This window comes from Parabacteroides vesiculifaciens (assembly GCF_049860805.1).
Lineage (GTDB): Bacteria > Bacteroidota > Bacteroidia > Bacteroidales > Tannerellaceae > Parabacteroides.
On the sequence record NZ_CP187555.1, the window covers coordinates 3,808,728 to 3,835,635 of the forward strand.

Annotated in this window: 22 protein-coding genes; 6 read left to right on the top strand and 16 right to left on the bottom strand. The window is 42.7% G+C overall.

Annotation, left to right across the window (positions count from 1 at the left end; genetic code table 11):
* The 6 genes from ACPYIV_RS15300 to ACPYIV_RS15325 are packed head-to-tail and all read right to left on the bottom strand — an operon-like array spanning position 1 to position 7,471.
* Positions 1 to 1,638: a PCMD domain-containing protein gene (locus tag ACPYIV_RS15300; RefSeq protein ID WP_425883855.1), complete on the bottom strand. Its 1,638-nt coding sequence runs from the start codon at positions 1,636 to 1,638 to the stop codon at positions 1 to 3.
* Positions 1,639 to 1,644: 6 nt separating this feature from the next.
* Positions 1,645 to 2,379, bottom strand: coding sequence for an autotransporter outer membrane beta-barrel domain-containing protein (locus ACPYIV_RS15305; RefSeq protein WP_293738863.1), 735 nt, complete (start codon positions 2,377 to 2,379; stop codon positions 1,645 to 1,647).
* Positions 2,380 to 2,386: 7 nt separating this feature from the next.
* On the bottom strand, positions 2,387 to 4,534 hold the full coding sequence (locus tag ACPYIV_RS15310) for a DUF4493 domain-containing protein (RefSeq protein ID WP_293738862.1): 2,148 nt from the start codon (positions 4,532 to 4,534) through the stop codon (positions 2,387 to 2,389).
* Positions 4,531 to 5,856 carry a DUF4493 domain-containing protein gene (locus ACPYIV_RS15315; protein ID WP_293738861.1) on the bottom strand — a complete coding sequence of 442 codons (1,326 nt, stop codon included), beginning with the start codon at positions 5,854 to 5,856 and terminating at the stop codon, positions 4,531 to 4,533. The genes ACPYIV_RS15310 and ACPYIV_RS15315 overlap by 4 nt, the downstream gene beginning before the upstream one ends.
* A 13-nt stretch (positions 5,857 to 5,869) precedes the next feature.
* Entirely contained in the window at positions 5,870 to 6,625 is a 756-nt protein-coding gene (locus tag ACPYIV_RS15320; protein ID WP_425883858.1) for a DUF4493 domain-containing protein, read from the bottom strand.
* Between the two features lie 27 nt (positions 6,626 to 6,652).
* Positions 6,653 to 7,471 carry a DUF4493 domain-containing protein gene (locus tag ACPYIV_RS15325; RefSeq protein WP_425883860.1) on the bottom strand — a complete coding sequence of 273 codons (819 nt, stop codon included), beginning with the start codon at positions 7,469 to 7,471 and terminating at the stop codon, positions 6,653 to 6,655.
* Between the two features lie 315 nt (positions 7,472 to 7,786).
* Here ACPYIV_RS15325 and ACPYIV_RS15330 point away from each other — a divergent pair, with 315 nt between their 5' ends.
* Positions 7,787 to 8,635 (top strand): AraC family transcriptional regulator, encoded by an 849-nt coding sequence (locus ACPYIV_RS15330; protein WP_301704968.1) that lies wholly within the window; start codon positions 7,787 to 7,789, stop codon positions 8,633 to 8,635.
* A gap of 98 nt (positions 8,636 to 8,733) precedes the next feature.
* Here the strand turns inward: ACPYIV_RS15330 and ACPYIV_RS15335 are convergent, their stop codons facing one another.
* The 6 genes from ACPYIV_RS15335 to ACPYIV_RS15360 all read right to left on the bottom strand — a co-directional run bounded on the left by ACPYIV_RS15335 (position 8,734) and on the right by ACPYIV_RS15360 (position 17,256).
* Entirely contained in the window at positions 8,734 to 8,979 is a 246-nt protein-coding gene (locus tag ACPYIV_RS15335) for a hypothetical protein (protein WP_293738858.1), read from the bottom strand.
* Between the two features lie 13 nt (positions 8,980 to 8,992).
* Positions 8,993 to 10,381 carry a Gfo/Idh/MocA family oxidoreductase gene (locus tag ACPYIV_RS15340; protein ID WP_321781198.1) on the bottom strand — a complete coding sequence of 463 codons (1,389 nt, stop codon included), beginning with the start codon at positions 10,379 to 10,381 and terminating at the stop codon, positions 8,993 to 8,995.
* Positions 10,382 to 10,407: 26 nt separating this feature from the next.
* Positions 10,408 to 12,135, bottom strand: a complete 1,728-nt coding sequence (locus ACPYIV_RS15345; protein ID WP_425883863.1) for a RagB/SusD family nutrient uptake outer membrane protein — start codon at positions 12,133 to 12,135, stop codon at positions 10,408 to 10,410.
* Positions 12,136 to 12,148: 13 nt separating this feature from the next.
* Positions 12,149 to 15,373, bottom strand: coding sequence for a TonB-dependent receptor (locus ACPYIV_RS15350; protein WP_425883865.1), 3,225 nt, complete (start codon positions 15,371 to 15,373; stop codon positions 12,149 to 12,151).
* Positions 15,374 to 15,582: 209 nt separating this feature from the next.
* Positions 15,583 to 16,599, bottom strand: a complete 1,017-nt coding sequence (locus ACPYIV_RS15355) for a FecR family protein (RefSeq protein ID WP_425883867.1) — start codon at positions 16,597 to 16,599, stop codon at positions 15,583 to 15,585.
* Positions 16,600 to 16,659: 60 nt separating this feature from the next.
* Positions 16,660 to 17,256, bottom strand: a complete 597-nt coding sequence (locus ACPYIV_RS15360; RefSeq protein WP_293732642.1) for an RNA polymerase sigma-70 factor — start codon at positions 17,254 to 17,256, stop codon at positions 16,660 to 16,662.
* A 419-nt stretch (positions 17,257 to 17,675) separates the two neighbouring features.
* Here ACPYIV_RS15360 and ACPYIV_RS15365 point away from each other — a divergent pair, with 419 nt between their 5' ends.
* The 5 genes from ACPYIV_RS15365 to ACPYIV_RS15385 all read left to right on the top strand — a co-directional run bounded on the left by ACPYIV_RS15365 (position 17,676) and on the right by ACPYIV_RS15385 (position 22,064).
* Complete coding sequence (locus ACPYIV_RS15365) at positions 17,676 to 18,437, top strand: LiaF transmembrane domain-containing protein (RefSeq protein ID WP_301705308.1); 762 nt, start codon at positions 17,676 to 17,678, stop codon at positions 18,435 to 18,437.
* A 3-nt stretch (positions 18,438 to 18,440) separates the two neighbouring features.
* The gene (locus tag ACPYIV_RS15370) at positions 18,441 to 19,238 is read left to right on the top strand and encodes a LytR/AlgR family response regulator transcription factor (RefSeq protein ID WP_293732644.1); all 798 of its coding nucleotides are present in this window, start codon (positions 18,441 to 18,443) and stop codon (positions 19,236 to 19,238) included.
* Between the two features lie 330 nt (positions 19,239 to 19,568).
* Positions 19,569 to 20,351, top strand: coding sequence for a HipA family kinase (locus tag ACPYIV_RS15375; RefSeq protein WP_301703800.1), 783 nt, complete (start codon positions 19,569 to 19,571; stop codon positions 20,349 to 20,351).
* Positions 20,329 to 20,712 (top strand): DUF3037 domain-containing protein, encoded by a 384-nt coding sequence (locus ACPYIV_RS15380; RefSeq protein ID WP_293732646.1) that lies wholly within the window; start codon positions 20,329 to 20,331, stop codon positions 20,710 to 20,712. The genes ACPYIV_RS15375 and ACPYIV_RS15380 overlap by 23 nt, the downstream gene beginning before the upstream one ends.
* 461 nt (positions 20,713 to 21,173) lie before the next feature.
* Entirely contained in the window at positions 21,174 to 22,064 is an 891-nt protein-coding gene (locus ACPYIV_RS15385; RefSeq protein ID WP_425886530.1) for a glycerophosphodiester phosphodiesterase family protein, read from the top strand.
* Between the two features lie 642 nt (positions 22,065 to 22,706).
* Here ACPYIV_RS15385 and dprA read toward each other — a convergent pair.
* From dprA to ACPYIV_RS15405, 4 genes are all read right to left on the bottom strand, one after another.
* Positions 22,707 to 23,822, bottom strand: a complete 1,116-nt coding sequence (dprA, locus tag ACPYIV_RS15390; RefSeq protein ID WP_425883871.1) for a DNA-processing protein DprA — start codon at positions 23,820 to 23,822, stop codon at positions 22,707 to 22,709.
* Complete coding sequence (locus ACPYIV_RS15395) at positions 23,819 to 24,226, bottom strand: acyl-CoA thioesterase (protein WP_293732648.1); 408 nt, start codon at positions 24,224 to 24,226, stop codon at positions 23,819 to 23,821. Before ACPYIV_RS15395 ends, dprA begins: the two co-directional genes overlap by 4 nt.
* Positions 24,226 to 25,485 (bottom strand): peptidase U32 family protein, encoded by a 1,260-nt coding sequence (locus ACPYIV_RS15400; RefSeq protein WP_293738848.1) that lies wholly within the window; start codon positions 25,483 to 25,485, stop codon positions 24,226 to 24,228. Before ACPYIV_RS15400 ends, ACPYIV_RS15395 begins: the two co-directional genes overlap by 1 nt.
* 174 nt (positions 25,486 to 25,659) lie before the next feature.
* The gene (locus ACPYIV_RS15405) at positions 25,660 to 26,856 is read right to left on the bottom strand and encodes a 6-bladed beta-propeller (RefSeq protein WP_425883873.1); all 1,197 of its coding nucleotides are present in this window, start codon (positions 26,854 to 26,856) and stop codon (positions 25,660 to 25,662) included.
* Positions 26,857 to 26,908 lie beyond the last annotated feature (52 nt).

The window sequence follows — 26,908 nt, forward strand, 5'->3', positions numbered from 1 at the left end:
CTATTCAAACACCAACTCAAACTCATCCAACAATAAAACACTGCTTGTACTACCCGTAAAATAATCGCCATATTTACTTGCTGCACCAACTATTAGTATATAAGTAGGTTTCGTTGTCAAATCACGGTATTTCAATGGGATTGTAAATTGAGCATAATCATTTATTGATTGGTCTGTTTTCAATTCACCAAAAGCGATCATATCCGGATTATTCCAACTTAAGTCGACAAAAGTTTGGGTGGTTGTATTCACTTGAAAAGGAGCATTCCATGTAAACAATGCGACATAAATATGACAAGAATCACGCTGTCCTTTTAAATAGTCATAAGGAGATTTCGTTACATCAATAATCCCCGAAGTATATTTATAGTATCCCTTTAAAGCAGAAGGACGAGATGTATAGGGACGGCCAAAATTCAAAATTGCTCCTAATCCTTCTACTTTACCAAAAGTTCCCGAATAAATACTTCCGGCTGCAAAAACAGAAGTCACCTTCGTACTTGCTAAACGGGCTGCTTTATTTTTCCGGGTATCTTTTTCTTCCGGGGAAGTCGGGTTTTTGTCAGCAAAAGAGTTAGCCCCCTCATTACCTGAATCCCAAAAATAATTTTCGTCAGTCAGATCCTTATTTGCAAACCAACTGTCATTTTTTCCACCTTTAAACCAATCGTCAAACGACAGATTAGGAACAGTTTGAATTGCTTCTGTCGTGAATGTTACTATTTCATTTGTCGTACCGTCCACAGTCAACTCATATTCGTATGTTTCACCGGAGCGCAAATGTGTAAACAGAACGGTAAATTCGCCCTCTTCATTCACCTCGATCTCACTTGAAAGAACGTTTTCCCATTCATCGGCCTCTTCTTCTTTCTGCAAGCGATACCGGACTGAAATATTCCCTGTTTTAGTCGTTCCTTGTAAATAAGCTCTTTTTGCCCAAGGTGAAATAGTTGTTGTTTGAACATCCCCGTTAGGATATTTCACACTAACCGTCCAACGTTCGGTCTCTCCAAAAGCCGATACTAAAAAGACACGAGGACGCGTAAAGTCTGTTACATCCTGATAAGCAGGAGTAGTTTCCGCTATAGAACTACCCAACTGTAACTCTTGTATTTCTATATTACGAAAGGAAGGTTGCTCTTTCTCGTCCACATAAATAATCACATTTTTTGTAACTTCATCAACTAATGCCTGACCAACTTGATTCTTTACTTTTATCTTACGTACAATCTCGTGAGACACATTCACTTTCCATTCATAATCCTGATATAAACGAAGTAAAAACGAGACTGGCTGTTTAAAATTCATACGTGTATTGGCAGTAACCGGCAAACTGTCTACAGAAACAAAACCAGTATCCGGGAAATGTACAAAATCAAGACATGCTTGTTCATCCGGTATCACTTTAGCCTGATCCGTTACAACCAATTTTTCCACCTTCAAATCACTCAAGTCTAAAGTATCGGCAACCTTAACGGTTACTACAGCATTATCGCCAAACTTTACCGATTGCATCCCCTCGATAGCGATTTCTTTTATCTCGGCCTCGATCGTAGGTAACGGATAATCATTCTTGATACATCCTGTAAAAATCAAAAAGACAAATAAACAGAAATATATAACTATGCTCCCTTTCATATCATATCAAAGATAAAAAACAATCCCCAGATCAATAGATAACAAGTTGATTTTAAAATTAGCAGAACTGGAAGTACGTGAACCTTTATAAACCTGATCACGGGTCTGATCATACCAATTAAAATTAAGACCAGCTACGTTGATCGAGGCCTCAACCGCAGTAAAGTCATTAACAAAACAGGTAATACCTGGTGCCACGCCAATATTTAAATTGTGCTTCAACTGATGCAATCCACTTAAATCTACCCCAGTACCGGTCGAACCTTTGCTCTGCGAATAACCATAACTCACCCGTGCCTCATTGAACAAGCCGAAACGTTTACTATCCCCCAAGTTCAGATAAGTTCGTAAAAAGACAGCTGCCGTATATGTGTTCGCTTCACTGTTATAGTCTTGTATCTCAAAGCTCAAGTCATCTCCCAATGACAAACTGATATTATCCAGCTTCGTAAATGAACGAGAATAAGCAAAACGTCCTCCAATACTGATATTATCACGAATGAAATAGCTGACCAACGGGGTTACCTTGAAGGTATACCCTTCGTCATTGATCTCTTTTAATACAGACATAAACTCAAAATTATCATCCACATGCTCTGAATATGAAAAGGTTGCTCCAACCATCCACTGACCTTTTGGTATAAAGGTTTTCATCACAATCCCACGATCGTATTTGGTTTCTTTTGCCATTCCCATCACAGGGATAATACAGGCAAAGAGAAAGATTAATATTCTTTTCATTTATCTTTTATTCGTTTCTAAAACAGTTTGGATCATAATCATATGATAATTCAAATTCATCCAACTTCAAATTGCTATCTGTACTTCCTTTAAAATAATCTCCATATTTAGAAGATGAACAAACAATTGCAATATAGAAATTCCCTGTATATTCCGGTTGAAAATATTTTAGTGTCAATTCAAATTTTTTATAGACATTATTTGTTGTAACACTTTGTTCTGCAGGCAAAGCTGCATAGGCAATCACATTTTCCTTAAACCAAGTAGAGCTCATATCAAAGAAAGAATTTGTATTATCTGTCCGGATTGTAAACCGATTTTTCACTAAAGCTATATATACCGAACAAGTATCCGTTCCAGCCACATTTATGGAGATTCCGCCAGGTGTCGTGATTGTACCGCCATAATTGATAGTTCCAGGAGCATACTTATACCAACCTTTCAACTTACTCGGACGAGACACAAAAGAGCGACCAAAGGTAATTTCGCCCGTCATAACATCTAACTTAAAATCTCCTGTAAACAGATTTCCCGCAGCAAACTTACCGGCAGCGCTTGTTGATTGTAAATTGGCAGCTCGTTTGGAATCATTAGTGGCATCAACAACCTCAGAGGTTGGTGACAAAAGTGAACTCGTAAAAGTGTTATTTCCGGATTTCCAAAAAGGACTTACCGATGCTTTCGGAGTATTACCATCCCACTCATCAAATCTACCACCCGGCAATTCAAGCGCTTCTTCTGTTTGGAAAGAAAGTAAATCTCCCTCGCTATCTGCTCCGGCTACTGCCATATATTCATAATCCGTACCCGGCGTTAACGAGTTGACCAGTGCAGAAAATGTTCCGTCTGCATTCACCTGAGCCTCTATTGTCTTAAAATCCGAATCGCCTTGTTTTCTGAATTTGAAAGCCTGTCCGGAAGTTTCCTGTGTTTCTCCAGACAAGAAAGCAAATGTAGAGAACGCGTTCGCCTTATTTGTTACGACAGCCACATCCGGCCGAATTTCAAAAGTAAACGCAACCTCTGTTTCCTGATGTAATGAATCCATTGCATAAACTATAAACGAATGTACTTTCTTTGCCTTCTCATTCGCTATATGCTGTAAGAATTTTGCAACCAACTGGTCAAAACTCAGTATGATATTTTTAGCATCCAGATCATCCGGCAATAGTGGAAATCCCAGCTCTTCCAAATGCATCTTCGTTATTTCATCCAAACGAGCCAGATCAAATTCATTTAAGCCATTAGCCTGCTTAAACAAGTCAGACTCAGCTTTCACCATCAACGTTTCTATCCCAACTTGCGAAGTTATCGACAATGATAACGGTGACAACTCCTCACCTACTTTAATTGAGAATTGGTTATCTTTAAACGAATCGGAGAGCTTAATAACCGGAACCTTCTTATCTTCCATATCATCTTCATCGATCACGATTTCACATTCTACGACTTGGGTCTCATCATTGACCTCGACCGTAAAGTCACTGCCACCTTCCTTATCATCCGAAGGATCTGCCATATTGAACATGATCGTGTAATGGTAACGCGGCTTTATGTCCGAAAACACGCGTTTTATTGCATATGTTTTTCCCTCATTATTCGTCAAAGCTAAACTGACAGTCAACTTCTCAGGCACAAAAAAACCTGAACGATACTCATCATATGTATAGAGCAAGGAACCGCTACTATTGCTGACAGTCGCTTCACAGTTCGTGAATCTCGCCTTTACTTTATCCGTATAACCAATCGTCACTTTCGTATTGGCAATCTTACAAGTAACCGTTGCACTCGTAATCTCGCCCGCCTTCACATCCACAGTTTCTTCCCCTGCATAAAAAGGCTTTTCCCATCCGGGCTCCTCCGTTTGATTGGAAGCAACCGCCACCTTATAAGTTCCGACAGGCAATATCAGTTTCTCATTTCTAACTTCCTTTACATAGTCTTCATACGACTTCACCGTATCGCCATCCGCATTTATAATACAAACCTTGAGCAATTCATCCACTACTTCTCCCTTCGTCAGCAGTTGTTCATTTTTATCCACACCCAAGCATAAAGTACCGACCGGAGCCAGACTATTCCGGTCGTTATTACAGGAAGTAAACAAGCCCGCCAAAAGAAACAAGCTATAAATAATATATTCTTTCATTTTCATTGCTTCATATTTAAAGTTATTACACCCCCGCCTTGAACACCTTTAGCATCTGTCATTGTTACATCAAATGTATTGATACCGTCAACCAATAGTTCCATAAAAGGAGATATGTCAAATGTCTGCATTGAGGTACTACCTTTTTTAGGCAATTCCATACCCGCCAATATTCCGGCTACTATAGGATCTAAATCAAACAAATCCACATCCATCATATCTCCCCCTATATTAACTTTGACAATCAACGATTCCAAACCTCCCGGAGCCTTTAATTGGATCACAACTTTTGATGCTGGAGTCACATTCTGAGTCGCTTTTATGTCAAATGCCTTTCCATCCAGAGTAGCAGTTACGGTCGGAGTATTATCCGACGGGTCAGGATCATCAGATCCATTATCACCACCATCGATAAAATCAGATGGAATCTCAATAACATAGTCTTTTTCAATCAATGAAATATCGACTTTAATAACAGGAGCTTTGACTACTTCATCCGGTCTGTCGCCATCGTCCGGATCGTCCGGTTCATCATTACCTTCGTCCTCGGAGTCATCTCCGTCACTACCACCACCATCATCAGGCACATCATTGACGATATCCAAATCAACCAGAATATTATTGTGTTCCTGCACCTCTTCCTGCTTAGATAAATCAATGTTGTATACCTTATCCTTTTTCCCTTCGCGAGTAGTCGTATAAATTGTAAACTGTAATGAACCTGTGTTCTTCAGATAAGCAGCTCGTTCTTCATCCTTAAATGTAGTCAATGCACCGCTTCCATTATCGACTACAATTGAATAATCATCTTCAAAACTGCTGTTGAACTCTTCAGAGCATCGGAATACTATCTTTTTGTTACTCAATACGCAATTGGTAATTACTTTAGCAACTTCCTGTGGGGTTATCTTACATTCATTAGTACCTGAATAAAAAGGAGAGTCAAAGCCAGCATTCACATCATTGCCTAATGTTGCCCTGACCGAATAGTTTCCGACAGGGAGTAACAAACCGCCTTCTTTTTTTAAATCAGCATAGCTTTCATAATATTTATATACTTGTCCGATACTATCCAGTATCTCTACCGTAAAATCATTCACATCGATAACCACTACATCCGATCCGGAAATAGATCCTTTTGAGTCAGGTATATCCGCTTCTTTATGAGGCTGAAGTTGTAAATCTAACAATCCGGCCTTTTCAATGGGAAGTTGATCATCTATATCCTTATCTACCTGCCCAAACAAATCTTTCTTCATCTCACAAGAAGAAAGCATACATAACAAAGTTGCAAAAGCTACAAATAATATATTATTGAGAACTTTCATTTCTTCTTATTTATTAAAGTTTATGGGAAGACATTTTCACTTCACTCCTACCCGCATCCAGAGTAATAATATAATATTCTCCTATCTGCGGAGTCTCTTCCCCGTTTTTAAAATACCAAGTACGCTCCGGATATGTCTGCCCATTCATCTTCACCACAACTTTTACAATCAATCGTGAACAACCTTCAATAAAATATCCAGGCTTCATACTCTTTTTATCAAAACTCCAAGTCGCCTGTTCGTTAGAAACCGTTACCTTATAATCATAATTCGCCGGTTCTTCAGACAGCAATTCTTCAAAACGCTTAGATAAGCGAAGTTCTACCCCTACACTCTTAAAAATACATAAAACAGAGGTATTCGAAACAACACTCTCTTCAATCTCAAAATCAGAAGAACCTTCAAAATAGGGTTTTTCAGAAACTTTATCAGTAGGAATAAAAGAGGATGCTTTTACCGTATATTTTCCAACAGGCAATACAACGGGCGTTCCAGAATCAATCAAAGCGGTGAAAGACTCAAACTTTTTCACAACATTTCCTCCTTCACTAATAGAAATCGGAAATGTCTCAGCCTGCAGATCAAAAGCGATTTCTCCTGCTTTTGTGTATATAACAGGGATGTCCACTTCCTTTTCTGTTTCCGGTAACCTCAAATTAAATCCACCAGTACCTTCAGGGAAACTTGAATTACCTCCATCAATATCGCTACATCCCGTAATCACAGAGGCTGCAACTCCAAATAATATCGCACAAATTATTGATTTCATTCTTTTCTCTTTTTAATCATATTCCTGTTACATAAAATCAGGGATTTCAGGCCAAAAAGTTTCTTTTTCCAATTTATCATCTAAAAGAATATCTACCCCTATGCCGTTCGATGTACCATCCGTCTTAAATATCAATCGTACATTCTGGCGTCGTTCCAATACGATTGTTGCTGGTACCGGATACTCTTTCGTCTCATTCCCTCCTACCTTTTTCAAGCGAATAGAAACATTCAATTCTGTTCCATCTTTATCTACCTGCAAATAAGCAGGACGTTGTTCTTCTTTTACTATTTCCAGTTTTTCACTTGTAAAAGAAGTTTTCAATAATGTAGCATACTCTTCATATGCTTTTTTGAAGTCATCGGTGTAATCCACCGTCACCCGTGCATTCCCAAGCATACAAGTAACATCGATAGGTGTACTCATGTCGGCTTTCACCGTGAAGTCGGTACTTCCTTCAAAATAGGGATTTTCAAATGCGGAAGGGAGGTTGTCGCCTTTGGAGGCGATGAGGGTATAAGCGCCCTCTTTCAGCTCTATCTCAGAAGGCATCTCATCGAAACGATCATACGACTGAACCGTATCGGGCTCTTGCACGATGCGGATCTTGTAATCTGCTGTAGTCAGAAACTTCTCGAATTCGTCCGAAGTAGCTGCTTTAGTCGAATTGTTGATACCTTTCTTTAAAGAAGTAGTGTCTGCTGATAATGACAAACGCAATTTTCCGGTTCCGCCGGCGTTTACACGATCGGAATCACAAGAAGAGACACAGACAAGTACTCCTAAAACACATACCAATAAAACTATAGTCTTCCCAAGACCATGTTCAATTATACATTTTTTCATCTATATAATAATATAGTTACTTTTTAGCCTTAATTCAAATGACTATCAGAAATTCACAAAACAACTGAAGTAATACCCTTTCTCTACCTATTAAAATCGGTGCAAAATAACGATAACCCAAGAAAACCCACAAGGTCTATTTATACGATTATGTGTTCTTTTTATTAGAAGTTGTTATAAAACATCTTTCATAACATCTTTAAATAAACCGGATTTCAGTATAATAATCGCCTCTCGTGTCCTATTTTTTATAAAAAGCACATAAGAGCAAAGACAAAATTATTATCTTTGCCCATACTCTAATGTATTCTGAACATGGAAAACGACATCCCCAAAATAGACCTCCCCGAGGATTGGATTATCGGCAATCTTTCGCATAATGATATTGGTTTGTTAAGCTTGTATGCCAACTATCCTTGCAGATTGAAGGCGGAGATATTCGTGCTTTGTATGCAAGGGGAGGTGGAGGCTTCCATAAATCTGACACGCTACCAGGTGAAGCCGGGAAGTTTTATTACGATCCTGCCGGGCACGATTTTCCAGATTCATAAAGTGGAGGGGGATTTGCAGATCTACTTCATGGGGTTTTCATCCGAGTTCACCAACCATGCCAATATAGGCAAGTCGGCTATGGATATGCTGTATGTGGTAAAAGACTGCCCGATTATCGAGCTTAAAGAACAACCGGCCCAATTGCTGAAAGACTATTTTTCGCTACTTGTCAAGACGTATGGATTCTGTGGTTCCAAGTTGAACAAAGATATCCTTAATCACCTGCTTTCAGGGGTGCTTCTCGGAGTGGGGGCCATGTACAAAGACAAGACATTGAACAAAACGAATATTTCCAAAGCGGAGCAAATAAGCAAGAACTTCGGTCAGCTGGTTATGAAAAACTATACCACGCAACGTTCCGTTGCGTGGTATGCCAAGAAACTCGGCATAACTCCGGCGCATCTCAGCACGATCGTCAAGCAAACGACCGACAAGACTTGTGTCGAGATCATCACATCTATGGTGATCATGGATGCAAAGGCACAGTTGAAATCGACCGATCTTTCCATCCACGACATCGCCTATTCGCTGAATTTCACGAATATGTCTTTCTTTGGCAAATATTTCAAGCGGCATGTGGGGATGGGGCCGTTGGAATACCGGAACAGCTAAAAACGAAAGTGCCTGCCTGAGTATTTCTGCTTCACCTACCCTGTACAAGCCGTTATGCAACAGGCCGCGACAAATAAAAACACCCGTCCGGATTGCCTTCATCCCGGCATCAGCCCTTCATCAAACGCCCAGTAGCGGTCAACGCGGCCAAGTCCTTGCGTGCACCGTAGTCCGACAGCCCGGTGTTTGCAGGAACAAGGGCTACCATTTATAAAAATACGGGCCGGCAATTGCAAAACGCCGGGAGACCTACCCGGCGTGATTTGACAGAAATGAGCCAAATCTACCCTCTTCCCTCGCTTGACGGCTATAGCGTCAGGCGTAGGAACAAGGTAGTTTGACATCCTCTTTGAATACTTATAAAATACGTTTATACAGCTTCTTTTCCTGTGGTTGGATCGAAGTTAAATCTCCGATCTTAACCGGTTGTCCAGATGCTATACTGTTACGGGCAGCAATTCCTACCAGGCAAGCCAAAGCACCGTCGCGGGTGTTTGCACACTGCTGGAACGGATCGTCGATATTGGGCAGAAATATCTGATCTTTTAATAATGCATCTCCGCCGCCATGTCCGGATGTCCCGAACGGAATCTGGATATATTGCCGCTTATTGAAATTCTTGAATAAAACGATTTCGTCATAATTGGCATCCGATGTCGGTCTGGATTCCTGTATCCAAGCTTCCATGCGTCCTTTTGTACCGTTGAATGCAATCCGGTAACCTTCGTATGGCGAATAGGTGGTCAACGAATAAGCGACTTGCACGCCATTTTTGTACTTGATTGTCGCTGCCATCTTATCGAAGATGTTTACATCCTTTTTGAACACACAACCGTCGCGTAAATAGCCATCATATTTTTCATTGGCCACATACAATTCCATGTAGTTCTTGTTCTTAGTAATGTCGAAGAAGAACTTGCATTTGTCGGTATGTGGGCAGGTACGGCAATTTTCTGCCCGTATGGTTCCGTTCTTTCCGTAATGGTTGAGGGCTCCAAGTGCATAAACGCTTTCGGGATCACTGTCGATCCACCAGTTTAAGAGGTCGAAATGATGGCTGGCTTTGTGCACCCATAACGAACCGCTGCATTCAACAAGTCTGTGCCAGCGGCGGAAATAGTCGGCTCCGTGTGAAGTATCTAAGTACCAATGGAAATCAACGGAAGTGATATCACCGATCTCTCCGGCGCGAAGCAGTTCCCATATTTTTGCCCGGTGAGGAGAATAACGGTAGTTGAAGGTAACCCGGCATGTCTTCCCCGTCCGCTTTTCGGCATCCAGAATCGCCTGGATTTTCTTTTCATCGGTCGTCATCGGCTTTTCTGTGATAATGTCGGCTCCCAACTCCATTCCCCGGATAATGAATTGGTGGTGTGTGCTGTCCATTGTCGTGACAATCAATACATCCGGTTTTGTCTCGTTCATCATTTTCTCAAAATCGGTATATGTCGGACAGGAAGTGCCGATGATGCGTTTGCCAGTTTCAACACGTCCTTCGTTTTTATCACAAAGGCCTACGAATTCAAGATAATCAGGATAACTTTTCAGAATGTCCCTTCCCCACATAGATGTCCCTCGACCCCCTGTCCCGACGAGTGCGATCCGAAGCTTTTTATCTGTCGGTGTTGCAATACCGGCAGCTTCTGCTTTTATGTCAGATAAGGGATTGAGCAAGGCCGTTCCGGCAATCGCTCCTGTTGTTGCAAGAAAATGTCTTCTTGACATTTGGTTTGTTGTGTTATGCATAGTAAATGATATTAAATGGTTTAGAATTATTTATCATATTCTGGTAATTGATGGAATTCGTCTTTATTTGTGACGACATCCACTTCGTTCTGAGGAATCGGACGGGTGACATGATAGGCTTTCATCTTATCTTTGACATCCGGATTATATTTCAAGGCGCGTTCCAGCAGTTTGCCGGTCCGTTTCAATGTGTACCACCGGAAACCTTCCATACTCAGTTCACGCATATACTCATCAAGGATAAAATCAAGCGTAATCATATCGGGTGTGACTTTCAGCGCCACTTCGTGCCCTTCGGTCAATGCCCTTTTCCGCAATTCCGTAATGACTTTAGCAGCTTCCTCTTTTTGTCCCATATACATGTATAGCTCTGCTTGAGACAAATATACTTCACCTAAACGAAACCAGATGAAATCTTTATGACCTTTTTCATCTTTTGCAAATTCACGGGATGAATCCAATAACTTTAGATTCGTATGGTAACAAGAGCGTCCGTTCATTGTTGGCTCCCCTGTTTGTAGGTTGTACATATGGTTCAATCCTTCAACAAACAGTTCATGCCCTAATGGATGAGTCTCCCCTCTCTGTCGTCCGGCTGCTACTTCTTCGTCTGTCACAGAGCGGAAGTGGCGGATTAGGACCGTGTCGGAGTAAACAGGCTTCTGATTCCAATCTGTCGGGATCCAGCACCAGTATTCTTGTAATGAGCCATAAAGACGCTTATCGTATTCGTTGAAATTTTGAATCATAAATAAGGATGGCATAGTCCAGCGATATTCTCGCCCATAATATAGGGAATGGCTCCATAAGGTTGTGATTGCTTTGTTGTCGACAGCAGATTTGTTGTACCAACCGACACCGTAGCGGTGAAGTCCGTTTTCACCTCCGCCATTATAGGTTTTGTCAGTCGAATATTGTACAGACCAGATAATTTCGTCATTAACCTGGTTGTCAACATCGAATATCTGCGTGTAATCATCCAGTAACCTATAATTATAGTCGGATCGCAACGATTTTGTCAAAGCAAGAGCGTCTGTGTAGCAACGTTCTTTTGTGTATCCGGCAGCAGAAATCACATCGTCCGGATAACCGGCCAGCGACATTAAAACTTTCATCAGGATGAATTTGCGTATGCCTTCGTTCATGCGCCCCCATTGGCTGTTTTGCGGCAGCTTCAATCCCGTAGCTGCAATATCGAGGTCTTCCAGCATTTGCTTGTAGAAGGTTGCAACACCGGGTTGATATCCAATTGTTTTGACACCGGCGGTACTTTCTGTCGTGAAATGTGCTCCATCTCCATAGGTTTCCGTGATGATCCAGAAATAAAAAGCGCGTAGTGCATGTGCTTCTGCACGAAGTTCAGCCCGTCTGCTTTCATCTTTGATCTCTGCTGTTTCAATGATCTCGGTTGCCAGGTTCGCAACATTGAGAGAGTTATACAATTGTTTCCAGAAATCTCGGTTCCAGCCATTGTTTATCATCTGGGTATCGAAATATTCTCCGAAATAGCGCCAGTCATTTCCATTTACGGCAACTAATTGCTCGTCTGCCCCCATCGAGCCGAACAGGTAAAGTCTTTCGAGGAAATCGCGGTGCGTGTTATATAAACTCAGAACCAACCGTTCACAACCTTCTTCCGTTTCCGAATAGTTGGTGGTGATATTTCCTTTTGGGTCTTCGGAAAGAAAATCGGAACAGGAACATAGGCTGCCTGCATATAGTGCGATTATAAAGGTCCAATATTTTAATTTCATAATTTATTACAGTTTAAAAGTCAATATTTATTCCCATTGTATAAGTTGTCGGAATATTATAGTCAAAATCGGGAGCTTCCGGGCTTACGTCATTTTTACATGCTTTATAGATATATCCGAGATTCCGGACTTGTGCATAAAGCCGTGCCCGTAAAATCTTCCAGTTTTTCGGCATTATTTTGCTGAAATCATACCCCAACGTTATATCCTGAATTTTGATATAATCCCCCTTCATGTAGCCACCTGTACCGGCGAATGGATCATATCCGCTTAGTTTATCTGCACGGGTATATTCGTTTGTCGGATTGTCGGGTGTCCAGTATTTGAAGTTGGACGGCATCCATCGCAGTCCGTCACGTGTGATTAAGCTGGCATAGGTATTAGGATGGATCAGGCTTCCGAAATTCATGTTCAGATTGATGGATGCATCAAAAGCACCGAAACGGAATGAGTTCAGTAAAGATGCGATGATTTTTGGATCTTTCTGTCCTAATATTACTTTGTCCAGCTCTCCGATCGAACCGTCATTATTCTGATCTTTAACTTTGATGTCTCCAGGGATAGCACCATATTTCTCTGCTTCCTTTTCTTCGCCTAACTGCCATACTCCTATCATCTCATAGTTGTAATGTACTTGCAGAGGTTTGCCTATAAACCATGAATTGTTGCGAATGTCGCCACCTCCCAGCAATTCCGTGATTTTATTCCAATTGCGGGCAAAAGTTACAGTTGTTTCCCAAGAGAATGATTTAGTCTTCAACGTATTTGCTTGGATATTTAGTTCGATACCTTTATTTTCGGTTTTACCGATATTCTGCCAAACCTTGGAGAAGCCGGTGAAAAATGGCAACGTACGTTCCATTAGCAAATCACTTGTTTTGGTGATATAACCCTCAATGTAACCGGATATACGATTGTTCCACAAGCCAAAATCCACTCCGAAGTTTGTCGTACGCGAAATTTCCCATCCTAAATCTTTATTTGGAATCATAGAAGGCCGATAAGCGAAAAATTTGTTTCCGGCATCCTCTCCAAACAGGTAATCATATTTGCTTAATCCGGCAATCGTCTGGTAAGGATCGATGGCAGAGTTTCCTACGGCTCCATAGGAGGCTCTTAATTTCAGAGAATTAAGCCATTCTCTTTTTCCGAAGAACTCTTCTTCCGAGATACGCCAGGCAACACCTCCCGATGGGAAAAAGGCCCATTGGTTTCCTGCCGCTAACCGGGAAGAGCCATCGGTACGGATAGCGATGTTGGCATAGTACTTGCCTTGATAATCCCAACGTGCGCGTGCCAGGAAAGATGCCAAAGTCCAATGTTGGTATGAACTTCCGATTTGCAGGTTTTCGGCGGCAGTTCCCAAATTGTGGAATGATGTCGAAGCCACCGGCTGGTTTTCACCACTCATGTCTCCTGTCTCTTTCGTATATCCGGTTGCCTCAAAGACTCCGTCCAGAACAAGATGATGCTTACCGAAGTTCTTATCGTAGGAAATGATATCATTGAAAGTATATTCTACTTCATCCTGATATTTTTTCCCAGCAAGAGGGACCGTACCTTTCCGTTCGTACGAATTTTCTCCGAAGAAATAACCGTTTTTACGATCGATAATGTTATAAGAGATATTGGCTCTGTTATTCAGATATTTTGAAAAACGAATATTGATATAACCGGTCAGGTATGCCGCGTTTTTAATAAATTCATTCGTATAATTGTCTTTACCATAATTGGCTAATACGTTATAGCCGGAAGTATTTTGAGGAGCCGGATAATAGTTCAGGCTCCCATCCTCGTTATAAGGTTTTGCGAGTGGAGTCATGTATTGCAGCTTTTCCTCGAATTTTGTCATACCCTGGCTATTATTCCGTTGTAAGCGGGCGGATAATCCGACCGATACGTATTTGTTGATCTCATGGTCGAGATTCAACGTGATATTATATTTGTCTCTGAAATTTATTTTGGAATAACCCTCATCTTTGGTATAGTTTAATCCAAGATGTAACTTGGTTGTTTTATTTCCGGCACTGAGACCAATATAATGACTTTGTGTCTGACCGTTTCGATACAACAAATCGATCCAGTCTGTAAAATCGCGGCTTTTGATGACTGCTAATTCGGCCGGTTCGAATACATCTTCGTCTGTAAACGGCTGGTCCCATCCGTTTCTGTATCTATAACCGTCACGTCGGAACTGAATATATTCGTCTCCGCTTTGCATTTTCACTAAATTAGGAACGCTGATACCTATATAGCCGCTATAAGAGATACGGGTTTGCTGTTCTTTCGCTTTCTTCGTCGTAATCAAAATTACACCGTTTGCACCTCTCGAACCGTATATGGCTGTGCTGGCCGCATCTTTTAATACTTCTATCGACTCTATATCATTGGTATTAACAGCTTCCATACGTCCGGGGACTCCGTCTACGATAACCAGCGGATCATTACTCGCATTCAGTGAACGATTGCCACGGATACGGATAGAACCGGATTCGTCAACTTTAGAGGAAGATGTGATGTTCATACCGGCAACTTTTCCTTGTAGGATATCAGTAATATCGGTCGAGGCAATCGCCGAAATTTTATCTCCTTTTACACTGGAGACAGCACCTGTCAAATCGGATTTTTTCATTGTCCCGTATCCGATTACAACGATTTCATCTAAGTTTTCGGAGTCTTCGGCCAAGGTGATGTTAAATATATTTTTTTTGCCGACTTTGATCTCTTGTGACAAATATCCGATATAGGATACCGTAAGGATAGAGTTCTCCGGAACCTCTAATGTAAATCGACCTTCGTGGTCGGAAATATTACCGATGGTAGAACCTTTGACGACGACATTTGCTCCTATAATAGGCTCTCCATGCTCATCTTTAATAACGCCGGATATTTTTTTGTTTTGTTGAGGTAACCCGGTTCCTACCGATATGTTTAACGCCTCTTTTTTTACAATAATGATATGATTCCCTTTTAGTTCAAAACCAAGACCTTGTCCTTTCAGTAGGGTTGATAAGACGGATTTGACCGTCTCATTTTCTACATCGATAGAAACTTTACGGTCGATGTCGACATCTTTTACATCAAACCAGAAAGAATAGTTTGTCTGAGCTTTGATTTCGGTGAAAACCTCGTTGATCGTCGTGTTATTTACTGTAATGGTAACCCGGGCTTCCTGTGAATATCCTGTAGCTGAGACAGAAAATATTCCAATCAAAAGTAACAGAATTGATATTTTCATGATATTCAAGGTCTTATTCTTGCGTATAAGTGGGTATAATTTCCCTGTATCCTGATATTTTTTATACATTTGTATCGGATTTAAAGTTAGTAATCAGAAATTTAAATCTATTCTCGGGATCGGAGAGTGTTGCAGCATTCTCCGGTTCTGTTTTTTTGTTGTACTACTTCATAGGCAAATGATTATTTAAGATTAAACACAAATATGAATTAATAGACGTCTATAATATTCCCTTTTATCGTATAGGTGAACTTTTCATTAGATGACATGACTTTAAATATCTGTTCGATTGTTTCGTTATTGACAAAGTCGCCAATGAAACAACGTTCTTTTATGGATTTTTTGTGGATGTTTATTTTTACGTTGAAGGTTCTTTCCAATATTTTTGTGATTTGTTCGAAACTTTCCCCGTTGAATATAAATTTGTTGTCAATCCATCCAATACTATTTTGGGAACACCCGGTATTATGGCAAATGCCGGCTTCCTTTGTCTGAATATTGAAGCGGGCAATATCTTTAGGGACTAATTTCATCATTTCCCCATTGTCTGTTTCCATTTCGACAGAGCCTCTTAACAAAGCGACTTTTATCTCGTCGTTATCTTTATAGGCCCTTACATTAAAGCAGGTACCCAGTACTTTCACTTTTACTTCTCCTGCGTCGACAATAAAAGGACAGTCTTCATCTTTTGCCACTTCCAAGTAGGCTTCACCTGATAATTTGAGCAGGCGGTTCTTCTTTCCAAAATCGGAGTCATATTGGATTTTTGAACCTGCATTCAGCCAAACTTTCGTCCCGTCTTGTAATGTCAGTTTTGTTTTTGAACCATTGGGAACTGTAATTTCTGACAATCGGATAATATTCTGATCTGAAGAATGAATGTAATATTGATAGGTCAGATAATTGAGGACAATGAATGAGATCAGGATGGCTGCATATGACAACACTTTCTTTAAGGTGAACGATTTCCGTGTGTTTATCGTGCTCTCTGTCCGGACACGTTGTAGAAAGAGCGAAAAAGCACGGTCTGAATCGTATTGTTCTCCTTCGCGGACAACCTCCATTGAATCCCAGAGTTGTTCCATATTTCTGAAATATCGGCTGTTCTCATCAGAAGCATCAAGCCATTCCTGCAGGCACAAGTCGGAGTCTTCCGATATCGTACCTGTCAGCCGGTCGATTATGAGATTTAACCAATGCTCTTTATTTTGATTCTGTGTGTCCATCTTTTCTGCTTATATAATAAAGACAAGCCGGAAAAGATTTAGGGTAAATGAAAAATGGATTTATTTTCCGAAAGGGAAAAAAATAAGTAGAAACAAGGGTAAATAGTCTTTTAGTTCTTCCCGCAAATGGGACAGGGCGGACTTGATGTGATATTTGACTACATTAACGGAAACGTTGACCTCTTGAGCGATTTCCTCGTATTTGAGGTTTTCGAAACGGCTCAGGCAGAATATGCGCCGGGTAAGTGCCGGTAAATTGTTTATGCAATTATTTATTTTGATGTCAAGTTCTTTTTCTATCAGGCTGGATAGCGGATAGCCGTGTTGTTCCTCATAATGGATTTGTTCTTTTTCCAGCAGATCTCCGATATGGGAACGGATATCTTCTCTTTTATTCAGTTGGGCGAGATAATTCAGGCATCGGTTGCGGACCGCTTTAATCAGATAATTACGCAACGAAAGATTAATGTCTATTTCCTTCCGGTTTTTCCACAGGGCAAAAATGACATCGCTTACGATCATCTCTGCGGTGAAAGTATCATTTACATATTCTTTCGCGATGATACAAAGTATTTTGTATTGCCGCTCGTATATGTATTTGTATGCTTCTTCGTGGCCCGCTTTCAGGCCTTCGATGATTTCATATTCGGTATTCATTTCATATTTTTTATATGGATCGTTATTTCGGTTGGAGTGAGAATGAAAGTTTTTGTAGACAGCCCAAAAAAACAGTGGGCTGTTGCCTATACTTTGTCAGGTATCGCCAGAAACCTCTACCACATAGACAAGCAAACCCACTGATATAGCGATTGCTTGTGCTTCGTGGTGGTCAAAACTGGCGATTTCGACAAAGTGAAGCACTTTTAATTTTTCTCGAATAGTTCCTCCGAACATTGCAAATATATGGAATTTTAGTGCATTAACAAAGATGAATGAATATCTTTGGAGAGGCTATTAAGGCCTTTTTTATCGGGAGTATTCCGCTATTCACCGGGATTTTGCCGCTACTGGCCGCTTTTCTATTGTGTAAGCGGTTGTGTGGCGGTAGTTTTGTAACAAATTAAAAATGTACGAATATGAGAACAAATCAACAAGGGGATTTCGTTGGAGGTGGTTATCCCAGCCACAGTAAACTGAATACGGTTGTAACGGCTGCTGTGTTTATCATAGTAGGTCTGTTGTTTCTTGGACGGAATTTTGGGATAATAGGCCCTGGTCTATTCGATATCCTGGTTTCCTGGCAGATGCTGCTGATTGTGGTCGGCGTTGTGAATTTGATTAAGCAGCATTTCCTTGGTGGAATGATTACGATTGCGATAGGTGTTTATTTCTTATTACCTGAAATAACCGGAATAACAGGTGAGTGGGTCAGGATGTCTTGGCCGGTACTGCTTATTTTGGTGGGAATCATGATTCTTTTTAAGCCGAAACGTCATCGTTCTAATAATCATTGGGATGGAGGAAGGCCGGAATATGCGAAGGAGGTATATAGTTCTGAAGACGGTTTTGTCGTATCGGACAATACTTTTGGCTCGGTTCAGCAAATAGTCTTAGATCCGGTGTTCAGAGGGGCACGGATTAAAAACACGTTTGGCGGAACTGTCCTGGATTTACGGCGGAGCAAGCTGGAAGCTCCGCAAACATTTATAGATATCGACTGTACTTTCGGGGGAGTCGAGATTTATTTGCCGTCGGACTGGAACTTGCAGACGCAGATCGATGCATTTATCGGCGGATGTGACGATAAACGATATAATACGTCTGTGGAGATAGACAAGGAACATACTTTGATCGTGAGGGGAAAAGTTTCTTTCGGAGGTATCGAGTTTAAAAGTTGATTTATGCAGACACATCCGTTTATAGAATCGGTCATAAATCGCATAGTGGGAATTACCCTGACGATTATCGCCTGGATGATTTATTCATGGCTCCTGTTCTGCTATGGAGGAGAGGGGATGTGGATGGCCTGCTTAGATGGTCTGGTCTCTGTAGGATTATTGGCTGTCGCCGGTTTTCTGTACGGGTATGTTGACGGGACCATCCATGCTTTGCAAATACAAATTGCATTGGCGGTATTGGTTCAGGCGATCAGTCTGGCTGGAGCCTTTGGGCTACAGGTCTTTTTGGAACAGGGAAGCGCCGATGGTTTTATGGATAGTGTCCCCCTTCGCCTGGTCTTTGGTATATTATGCTGGATTATCCTGCTGCAATGGTATCGGATGAGCCGTACAGATGAACCGGATTTTGAGGAGATACCCGGAATCGAGACAAATGAAGTACAGGAAGAAGCTGTTCCTGTAGAAGAAACTTTTCTGGATCGTGTATCGGTAAAAGACGGTTCCCGCATTCATATCATCCACCTGGAAGAATTGCTATATCTTCAGGCCGGAGGCGATTATGTAACGCTTTTTACTCCGGGTGGCCAGTATGTGAAGGAGCAGACGATGAAATATTTTGAAACACATCTTCCGCCTGCCCTGTTTGTTCGGATTCACCGCTCCTGCATTGTCAATGCCGAACAGATCTTACGGGTCGAATTGTTCGGGAAAGAGAATTACCAGGTTCGTCTGAAAAACGGAGTTTGTTTGCGGGCGAGTAATGCTGGTTATAAGCTCCTGAAAGAGCGTCTTTCTCTTTAAAAAGGAAAGGTTGAAGTGTTAATTTTAGCAGAATTTGATTCCATTGTATAAAGTTTTGCCCTTTGTAACACTTTTTACCGCAAAGTTCTTCCGGGCTTAACATATATTGTCTGTAAAAGGCTTGACAAACGGGCTTGACGCATGTATCTTTGCATTGTGGTTTTTTCATAATAGTATTAGATTTAAGGTTAACAAAGTTGGTTAGGGGTTGTCGTGAGACAGCCTTTAATTGTTTATAGGGGTTTCCTTCCCTTTTTCCTTCCAAACTATTGTAATTTTTCGTTTGTTTAAAAAGAACTTGTATCTTTATCTTCAAATAACAGGAATGTGATGGAATTACGGACAGCGAATGTGACGCGTTATATCATGCCTCTGCGGGAAGGCGGATCGTTGCCGGCATTGGCGGAAGCTGATGACGAGTTTAAATATGTCGTGAAGTTTCGCGGGGCAGGCCACGGGACGAAAGCGTTGATAGCTGAACTGATAGGCGGGGAAATCGCGCGTGCGCTCGGTTTCCGGGTTCCCGAACTGGTCTTTCTGAATCTGGACGAAGCGTTCGGGCGGACGGAGGGAGACGAAGAGATCCAGGATCTCTTGCAAGGTAGCCGCGGTTTGAACCTCGGCTTGCATTTCCTCTCGGGAGCGCTTACTTTTGATCCGGTAGTGACAAAGGTCGGAGCGGAATTAGCATCCCGGATTATTTGGCTGGATGCATTTCTGACCAATGTGGACCGTACATTCCGTAACACCAATATGCTGATGTGGCATAAGGAATTGTGGCTGATCGATCATGGTGCCTCGCTCTATTTCCATTATTCGTGGGTGAACTGGCAGAAACATGCCGTAAGCCCTTTCGTGCAGATCAAAGATCATGTGCTGTTGCCCGAGGCTTCGCGGTTGGAGGAGGCGGATGCCGATATGAAACGTTTGCTGACGGAAGAGAAATTACGGGAGATCGTGGCCCTGGTTCCCGACGATTGGTTGCACTGGAACGAAAGCCCCGGCACGCCGCAAGAGATAAGAGAGATTTATATCCGGTTCTTATGTGAGAGACTGGCACATTCCGAAACATTTATAAAAGAAGCTCAGGATGCAAGGAAAGCACTTATATGAATATGCCGTTATACGTCTGGTCCCCAGAGTAGAACGGGAGGAGTTCTTCAATGTGGGAATTATTCTGTTTTCGAAGAGGGCGAAATATATCAAGGCGCTTTATAAAGTAGACGAGGACAAGCTGAATCTGTTTTCTACCGAGTTGGACCGGGAATCGTTATTTGCCAACCTGCATGTTTTCGATAAAATTTGTTCCGGTGCAAAAGAAGGCGGCCCTATCGCTACGCTCGATATCCCGGAACGGTTCCGCTGGCTGACGGCCGTGCGGAGTGCATCTATCCAGACTTCACGTCCGCATCCGGGCTTTTCCGACGATCTGGACCAGACGTTGGAAACGCTGTTCAGGGAACTGGTTCTGTAGCGATTGTTTCAACCGCTTTCTCAAGAAGGTCGTTCCTTCCCTGCAGTTGGTTGGCAGGGAAATTGAAAACACTGAAAACAAGTACGGGGGAGTGTTAAATTTAGCAGTTTTTGCACGTATTCTGTATAGTTTTAAAGTGTCTAACACTTTTTGGCAAAAGGCTTGTCAAAACTTAACATATATTGGCTGTAAAAGGCTTGACAAACGGGCTTGGCGGGCATATCTTTGCAATGTGGTTTTTTCATAATAGTATTAGATTTAAGGTTAACAAAGTTGGTTAGGGGTTGTCGGGATGACAATCCTTAATTTTTTTATATACCTGCCTCTTCTTGTGTGTTTCTTGTTTCCGGTCATATTTTCATGTTTTTGTAGTATTTTTTGTAGCGTAATGCTGGTAAAAAAGTTTTACTTTTAGGCCGTGTAATTGAAAAGGAATCTATGTAAATACGAATATCATGAAAATGTTATCTTTTATCCTTGTGTTTCTTTTAGGAGTCTTTATGCCTGCCGCGAGTCTTTCGGCTTCGGACAAAAAGCAAAATCCTCATTACATTCCGGTAAAAAATAGCCGGGACCTGCATGCCTATTTCCGGTATGCTCCCGACCGTCCGGTCGTTATCAGCGGGCATCGTGGTGGGATGCTGGACGGCTATCCGGAAAACTGCATCGAATCTTTCGAGAAGACATTATCTTATATGGAATCGTTTTTCGAGATAGATCCGCGCTTGACAAAAGACGGGGTGATCGTCCTGATGCACGACGAAACCATCGACCGGACTACTACCGGAAAAGGAAAAGTTTCCGATTATACCTATGCGGAGCTGCAACAATTCAACCTAATAGACCGGAACGGCAATGTAACTGCCTTCAAGATTCCGACCTTGAAAGAATGCCTCGAATGGAGCAAGGGCAAAACAATCTTGAATCTGGATATTAAGGATGTACCGCTGGAGGTAATGGCTGATTTTATCGAAAAGGAAAAGCCTGTCAATGTCATGTATACGGTTCATAATGCCGGGCAAGCCCGTTATTATCTCGACCGGGAACCGGATGCGATGTTTTCCTGTTGGTGTAAGAACCGGGAAGAATTCGATAAATATGAAAAAGCCGGTGTTCCTTGGGGGCAGGTGATGGCATATGTCGGTCCGAAAATGAAACCCGAGCAGCAATCGTTGTATGACGCCCTGCACCGGAATGGAGTTATGTGTATGATCTCAGTTGCTCCGACTCACGACAGAGCCAAAACGGAAGCGGAGAGAATTTCAGGCTATCAAGTAGAGATTGCGACGCATCCCGATGTGATCGAAACGGACTATCCGTACCTGTTTCAAGGGTTGGTTTTAACAAAATAGTGCGGTTTAAAAGACTCTTTAGGGCTGATTAAAATCTTTTTGCTATTAACACCTATCCAATTAACAAGTATTAGCGGCAAAATGCTTGACAAATGCTCTTAACGAGTGTATCTTTGCACTGTGGTTTTTTCATAATAGTATTAGATTTAAGGTTAACAAAGTTGGTTAGGGGTTGTCGTGAGACAGCCTTTAATTTTTTATATAGGTTCCCTCCCTCTTTTTATATAAAATGGCTTACCCCGTTATTTATAAAGAACATGATCTATGTTAATTATCGGATGCACTCCCTTGTTCGATACGTTTAAATGAGAAAATAATGAGTCAATCGGACAATGTGCCAATATACCGATGGAAGAAGGTAGACCCGTCTCCTTAAAATGTTAAATCGAACAATAACTTCCTTGAAAAAAGAGACACCCATATCTTTCTGTTATCCAATGCGTTGTATTATTTCGAGTTTCTTAAAAAATATTACCCGCAGGGGTAATTTGAAATAAATGGGGTAGAAAACCAAATTATATGCGTTACTGTTTCGATTTAGACCAGCGGGAATTTCAGGAAACCGTACAATAAGCCGGGGATAACAATAAGGTTCACATATGCCAATATTTGATCTGGCAGGTGAGCCTATAAATAGCCCGGTCAGGACAGTTTGTAGATGTTTCCCGGCAAGGCTTTTATCTTCCCGTTTATTTCCAGTTCGAACAATAATGTAGAAAGTTGATGAACCGGCATGTTCAGTGCCAGGGCAAGCTCGTTGATATGGATCTCCTTTTTCGTTCGCATGATTGCTAAAACCGGATTTTGTTCTGTGGCGGGCACTTCCGCATCGGAGAAGAACAGTTCCGTTTGCACGGGAGCTGCCGTGGCTTGTATATCCCAGCAAAGTGCGAAGAGCAGATCATCGGCAGATGTGATCAGACCGGCCTTGTTTTGCCGGATCAGGTTGTTGCAACCTTTGGAATGGCTGTCACCGACGCGTCCCGGAAAGCTGTAGACGTCCCGTCCGTAGGAGAATGCAATATCGGCGGTTACCAGAGAACCTCCTTTCTCAGCCGATTCGATCACAATGGTTGCGTCGGACATTCCGGCGACGATCCGGTTCCGGCGGATGAAATTAGGACGGTCCGGCTCTGTTCCGCTGGGGAAGTCAGTCAACAACCCGCCCGATTCCAGCATCTCGACAGCCGTACTCCGGTGGCTGGAAGGGTAGATGCGATCCAAGCCGTGCGCCAGTACTGCAACTGTCGGGAGCTGGTTGTGCAGAGCGCTCCGGTGGGCACAGATATCGATGCCGTACGCCAGCCCGCTGACGATCAGCAGGTCCGGGACAGCCTTTGCCAGGTCTTTTATCAGGGATTCGGTCAGCCCGCGTCCGTATTCGGTCGCATTACGTGTGCCTACGATACTGATGATGCGGGTTGCATCGAGGTTTGTATCTCCTTTGAAATAGAAAAGTACGGGAGCGTCCGGGCATTCCCGGAGGCGTGCCGGGTAACTCGTATCGGTCAGGAAATAGCAGGTAATGTGATTTTTCTCGATAAAGGCCAACTCTTTTTCTGCCCGTAGCAGGATTTCCGGGCGTTTGATTTCGGCAGCAATATTGCTGCCGATACCTGGGATCTTTTCTAATAACTGTCGCTTTTCAGCGAACACGGCCTCTGCATCTCCCAAAGTTTGCAGGAGATGGCGCGCCAGGATATCTCCCACGCCGTTTATCATAGTAAGGCCGATTTGGTAAATCTGTTTGTCTGTCATGTATGTTCTATTCTTTTTAGCATTTCATCGAAATATTCGCCTCGTGTCAACTTTCCGTTTTCGACAATAACCGATTCGACGATTCCTTTTGTCGCCAGTGCGTTGTCGGAAGCCCTGTAGATATCCTGCTCGAATACGAGCTTGACACCTTTCTTGTGTACGTTGAGGCAAGAGATGTAGCTGTCACCGCTCCTGAGAGAGGTTTTATATTGGATTTCTACCCGCGACACGAACCCGTCCACTCCTTTTGCGTGCATATGCCCGAAGTTCTCGCCGAGCGATTCCAGAAACTCATGACGGGTATGTTCCATATAATGCTGGTAGTTAGAGTTGTTGACTACTCCTTGCAGGTCGCATTCGTAGTCGCGGACCTTGTCTGTCAATTTAAAGATATACTCTTTCATCATTCAAATACTTTTTCGAGTTGAACTTTTTCCATTTTATACAGCCGGTCGGATGGACGGACTTTCTCGTTTACCTTGAAGGAGAAACGTTCGCCTTTGACAGTCTCGTCCACTGGCTTCAGATCTACGCGGATTTCTTCTATCGTCTGCATAACGGCACCCGTAGTCGGCCCGGTAATCAGGATTTCATCACCCACTTTCAAGCTGCCGGATTCCATTTCGAATTCGGCCACGCCGATCTTGTCGAAATATTTGATTCCTTTGGCTACATATACTTTCTTCTTAGTTGCACCGGAGCCGTATTTGCTGCTCCATTCGCCCAGCCGTTGTCCCAGGTAGTAACCGTCCCAGAATCCCCGGTTGAACACGCTGCCGAGGCGTTCGTTCCAAGCGGCAACCTTCTCTTCATCGAACGTACCGTTGCAGTAGGCACGTACAGCTTCTTTATAGCATTCGGTCACCAGTCGGACGTATTCGGGGCCGCGGGCGCGTCCTTCGATCTTGAATACCCGTACGCCTGCATCCATCATTTTATTCATGAAATGAATCGTTTTCAGGTCTTTAGGCGACATGATATACTGGTTCTCGATATCCAGTTCGATGTTGCTGTCCTTGTCTTTTACCGAATAAGCGCGACGGCAAATCTGCATGCAGGCTCCCCGGTTGGCGGAAGCGTTCATCTCGTGCAGGCTCAGGTAACATTTGCCTGAAACGGCCATGCAGAGGGCGCCGTGGGCGAACATTTCGATACGGATCAGTTCCCCCTTCGGACCTTTGATCTGTTCGTCGATGATCTGACGGTAGATTTCGTGTACCTGTTTCAAGTTCAGTTCGCGGGCCAGAACGACGACATCGGCAAAGCGGGCATAGAATTTCAGCGCTTCTGCATTAGAGATGTTGAGCTGTGTGGAGAGATGCACTTCCTGCCCGATACTGTTGGCATAGTTCATGGCTGCTACGTCGGCCGCAATAATGGCAGACACCTCCGCCTCTTTTGCCGCGTCGATAATCTCACGCATCAGAGGCAGGTCTTCCCCGTAAATAACCGTGTTGACGGTCAGGTAGCTTTTAATACCGTGCTCCCGGCAGATCGTTACGATCTTGCGCAGGTCGTCTGTTGTAAAGTTGTTGGAAGAGCGGGAACGCATATTCAGCCCTTCAATGCCGAAGTAGATAGAGTCGGCTCCTCCCTGGATAGCCGCCATCAGTGATTCGTACGAACCGACAGGCGCCATTATTTCAAAATCTTTCTCGTTCACAGGTTCTTATACATTTACTGGTTTGGCCACAAAGGTAGGAATAATATCCGAGAAGAATTGCATGGGCATCCGTTTCCGGTTCCATAGGCATGAAACTTTAGCTCCACTTGCATGGAGCAGTTGTTCCACCCGCATGGAATTTCAGGAGGATGCCTGTGCCTGTACATATGGATTTCAGTATAAATGATAAATCGTAACGAGTGGATTCGAGCCTTCCGTTATCTGTTGCAAAACTGGGTGTTTCTCCAGACCGGGACTTTTCTCTTTGAGATATTCGATTTCTACGGCGGTGTTGAATTGTACCATTTGCTTTTTACCGGGATAAGACAGGTAAGGCCAGATGGGCAGGCCGCTGTCTTTTGCATTGCGGATGCCTATCCCTGCCAAAGTCCAATTGTTTTTGAATAATTCCTGTGCATTCAACGGAGAGGTTTCACGCGCCAGTTCGCCGGTTTCCTTATTAAAACTGTATAGATAGAACCTGGATTGGTCGGAACCTTCGAAGCATTTAACGAAGTAATGCCGGGGTGTCTCGAAGAAGCTGAAGACGTTATATTTCCCATCTACCGTCTCATTACCGGTTTTGGAAGAGCGCATTTCTTTTTCTTCCTCGGCAGAATATCCCGTGTTGATAAGGAAAGCCGGAACGATATTCCGAGCATTTACATTCCAAACCGTGTCTATCCCGTCCGAATAGCAAAGTATGCCGTCTGTGCTGCCGCTGTAGATCCAACCTTTCAGGCTTGTCTCTTCCAACGGCATAAGATCCATATTCCCGATCGTATGCCGGAATGCGATCGTATCGTCTGTGGCCCAGTTAAACACTCCGAGACTGAACATCCCCGGTGTATTCATGGGAACGTACATCCGTCCTAATTCAGCCATCGTATTCGGTCCGACTGAAAATTGGTAAGAGTAAGGGCGGGGATTCTCTATTTTTTTGATAAATTCTCCATCAAAGGAGTAGAAAGAAGTGGAGAAGTATTCGCTGACACAGAAGAGGCGGTTCTCTTCATCTACCGTTAGCGAGATGATCTGTCCGGTTTCTCCCGGTCCGTTTCCTGTTTTAGCGATACAGCGCAGGAACTTCCCTTTCCGGTCGAACTGCAGGACACCGTCCTGACGGGTGGAGTAGACGAAGATGTATTCGTCGGAAACACATAAATCCAAGACATCTGCGATCAGTGATTCATCTGTCAGCTCCAACGGGACATATTCGATGGATTCTATTTCGTCTGCAATCCCTACTTGACCGGAAGTGAAACTTGTTGCTGTCAGATCGATCTGGGGTAATTTGCCGGCGGATTGATCTGATCCGCATCCGGTAAAAGTGATAATGGCTGTCATAAGCCCGAACAACATCTTTTTCATACGCTTTTTTCTGGCAAAAATAGAGGAAACGGTTTGCTTTGCGGTTTCACAT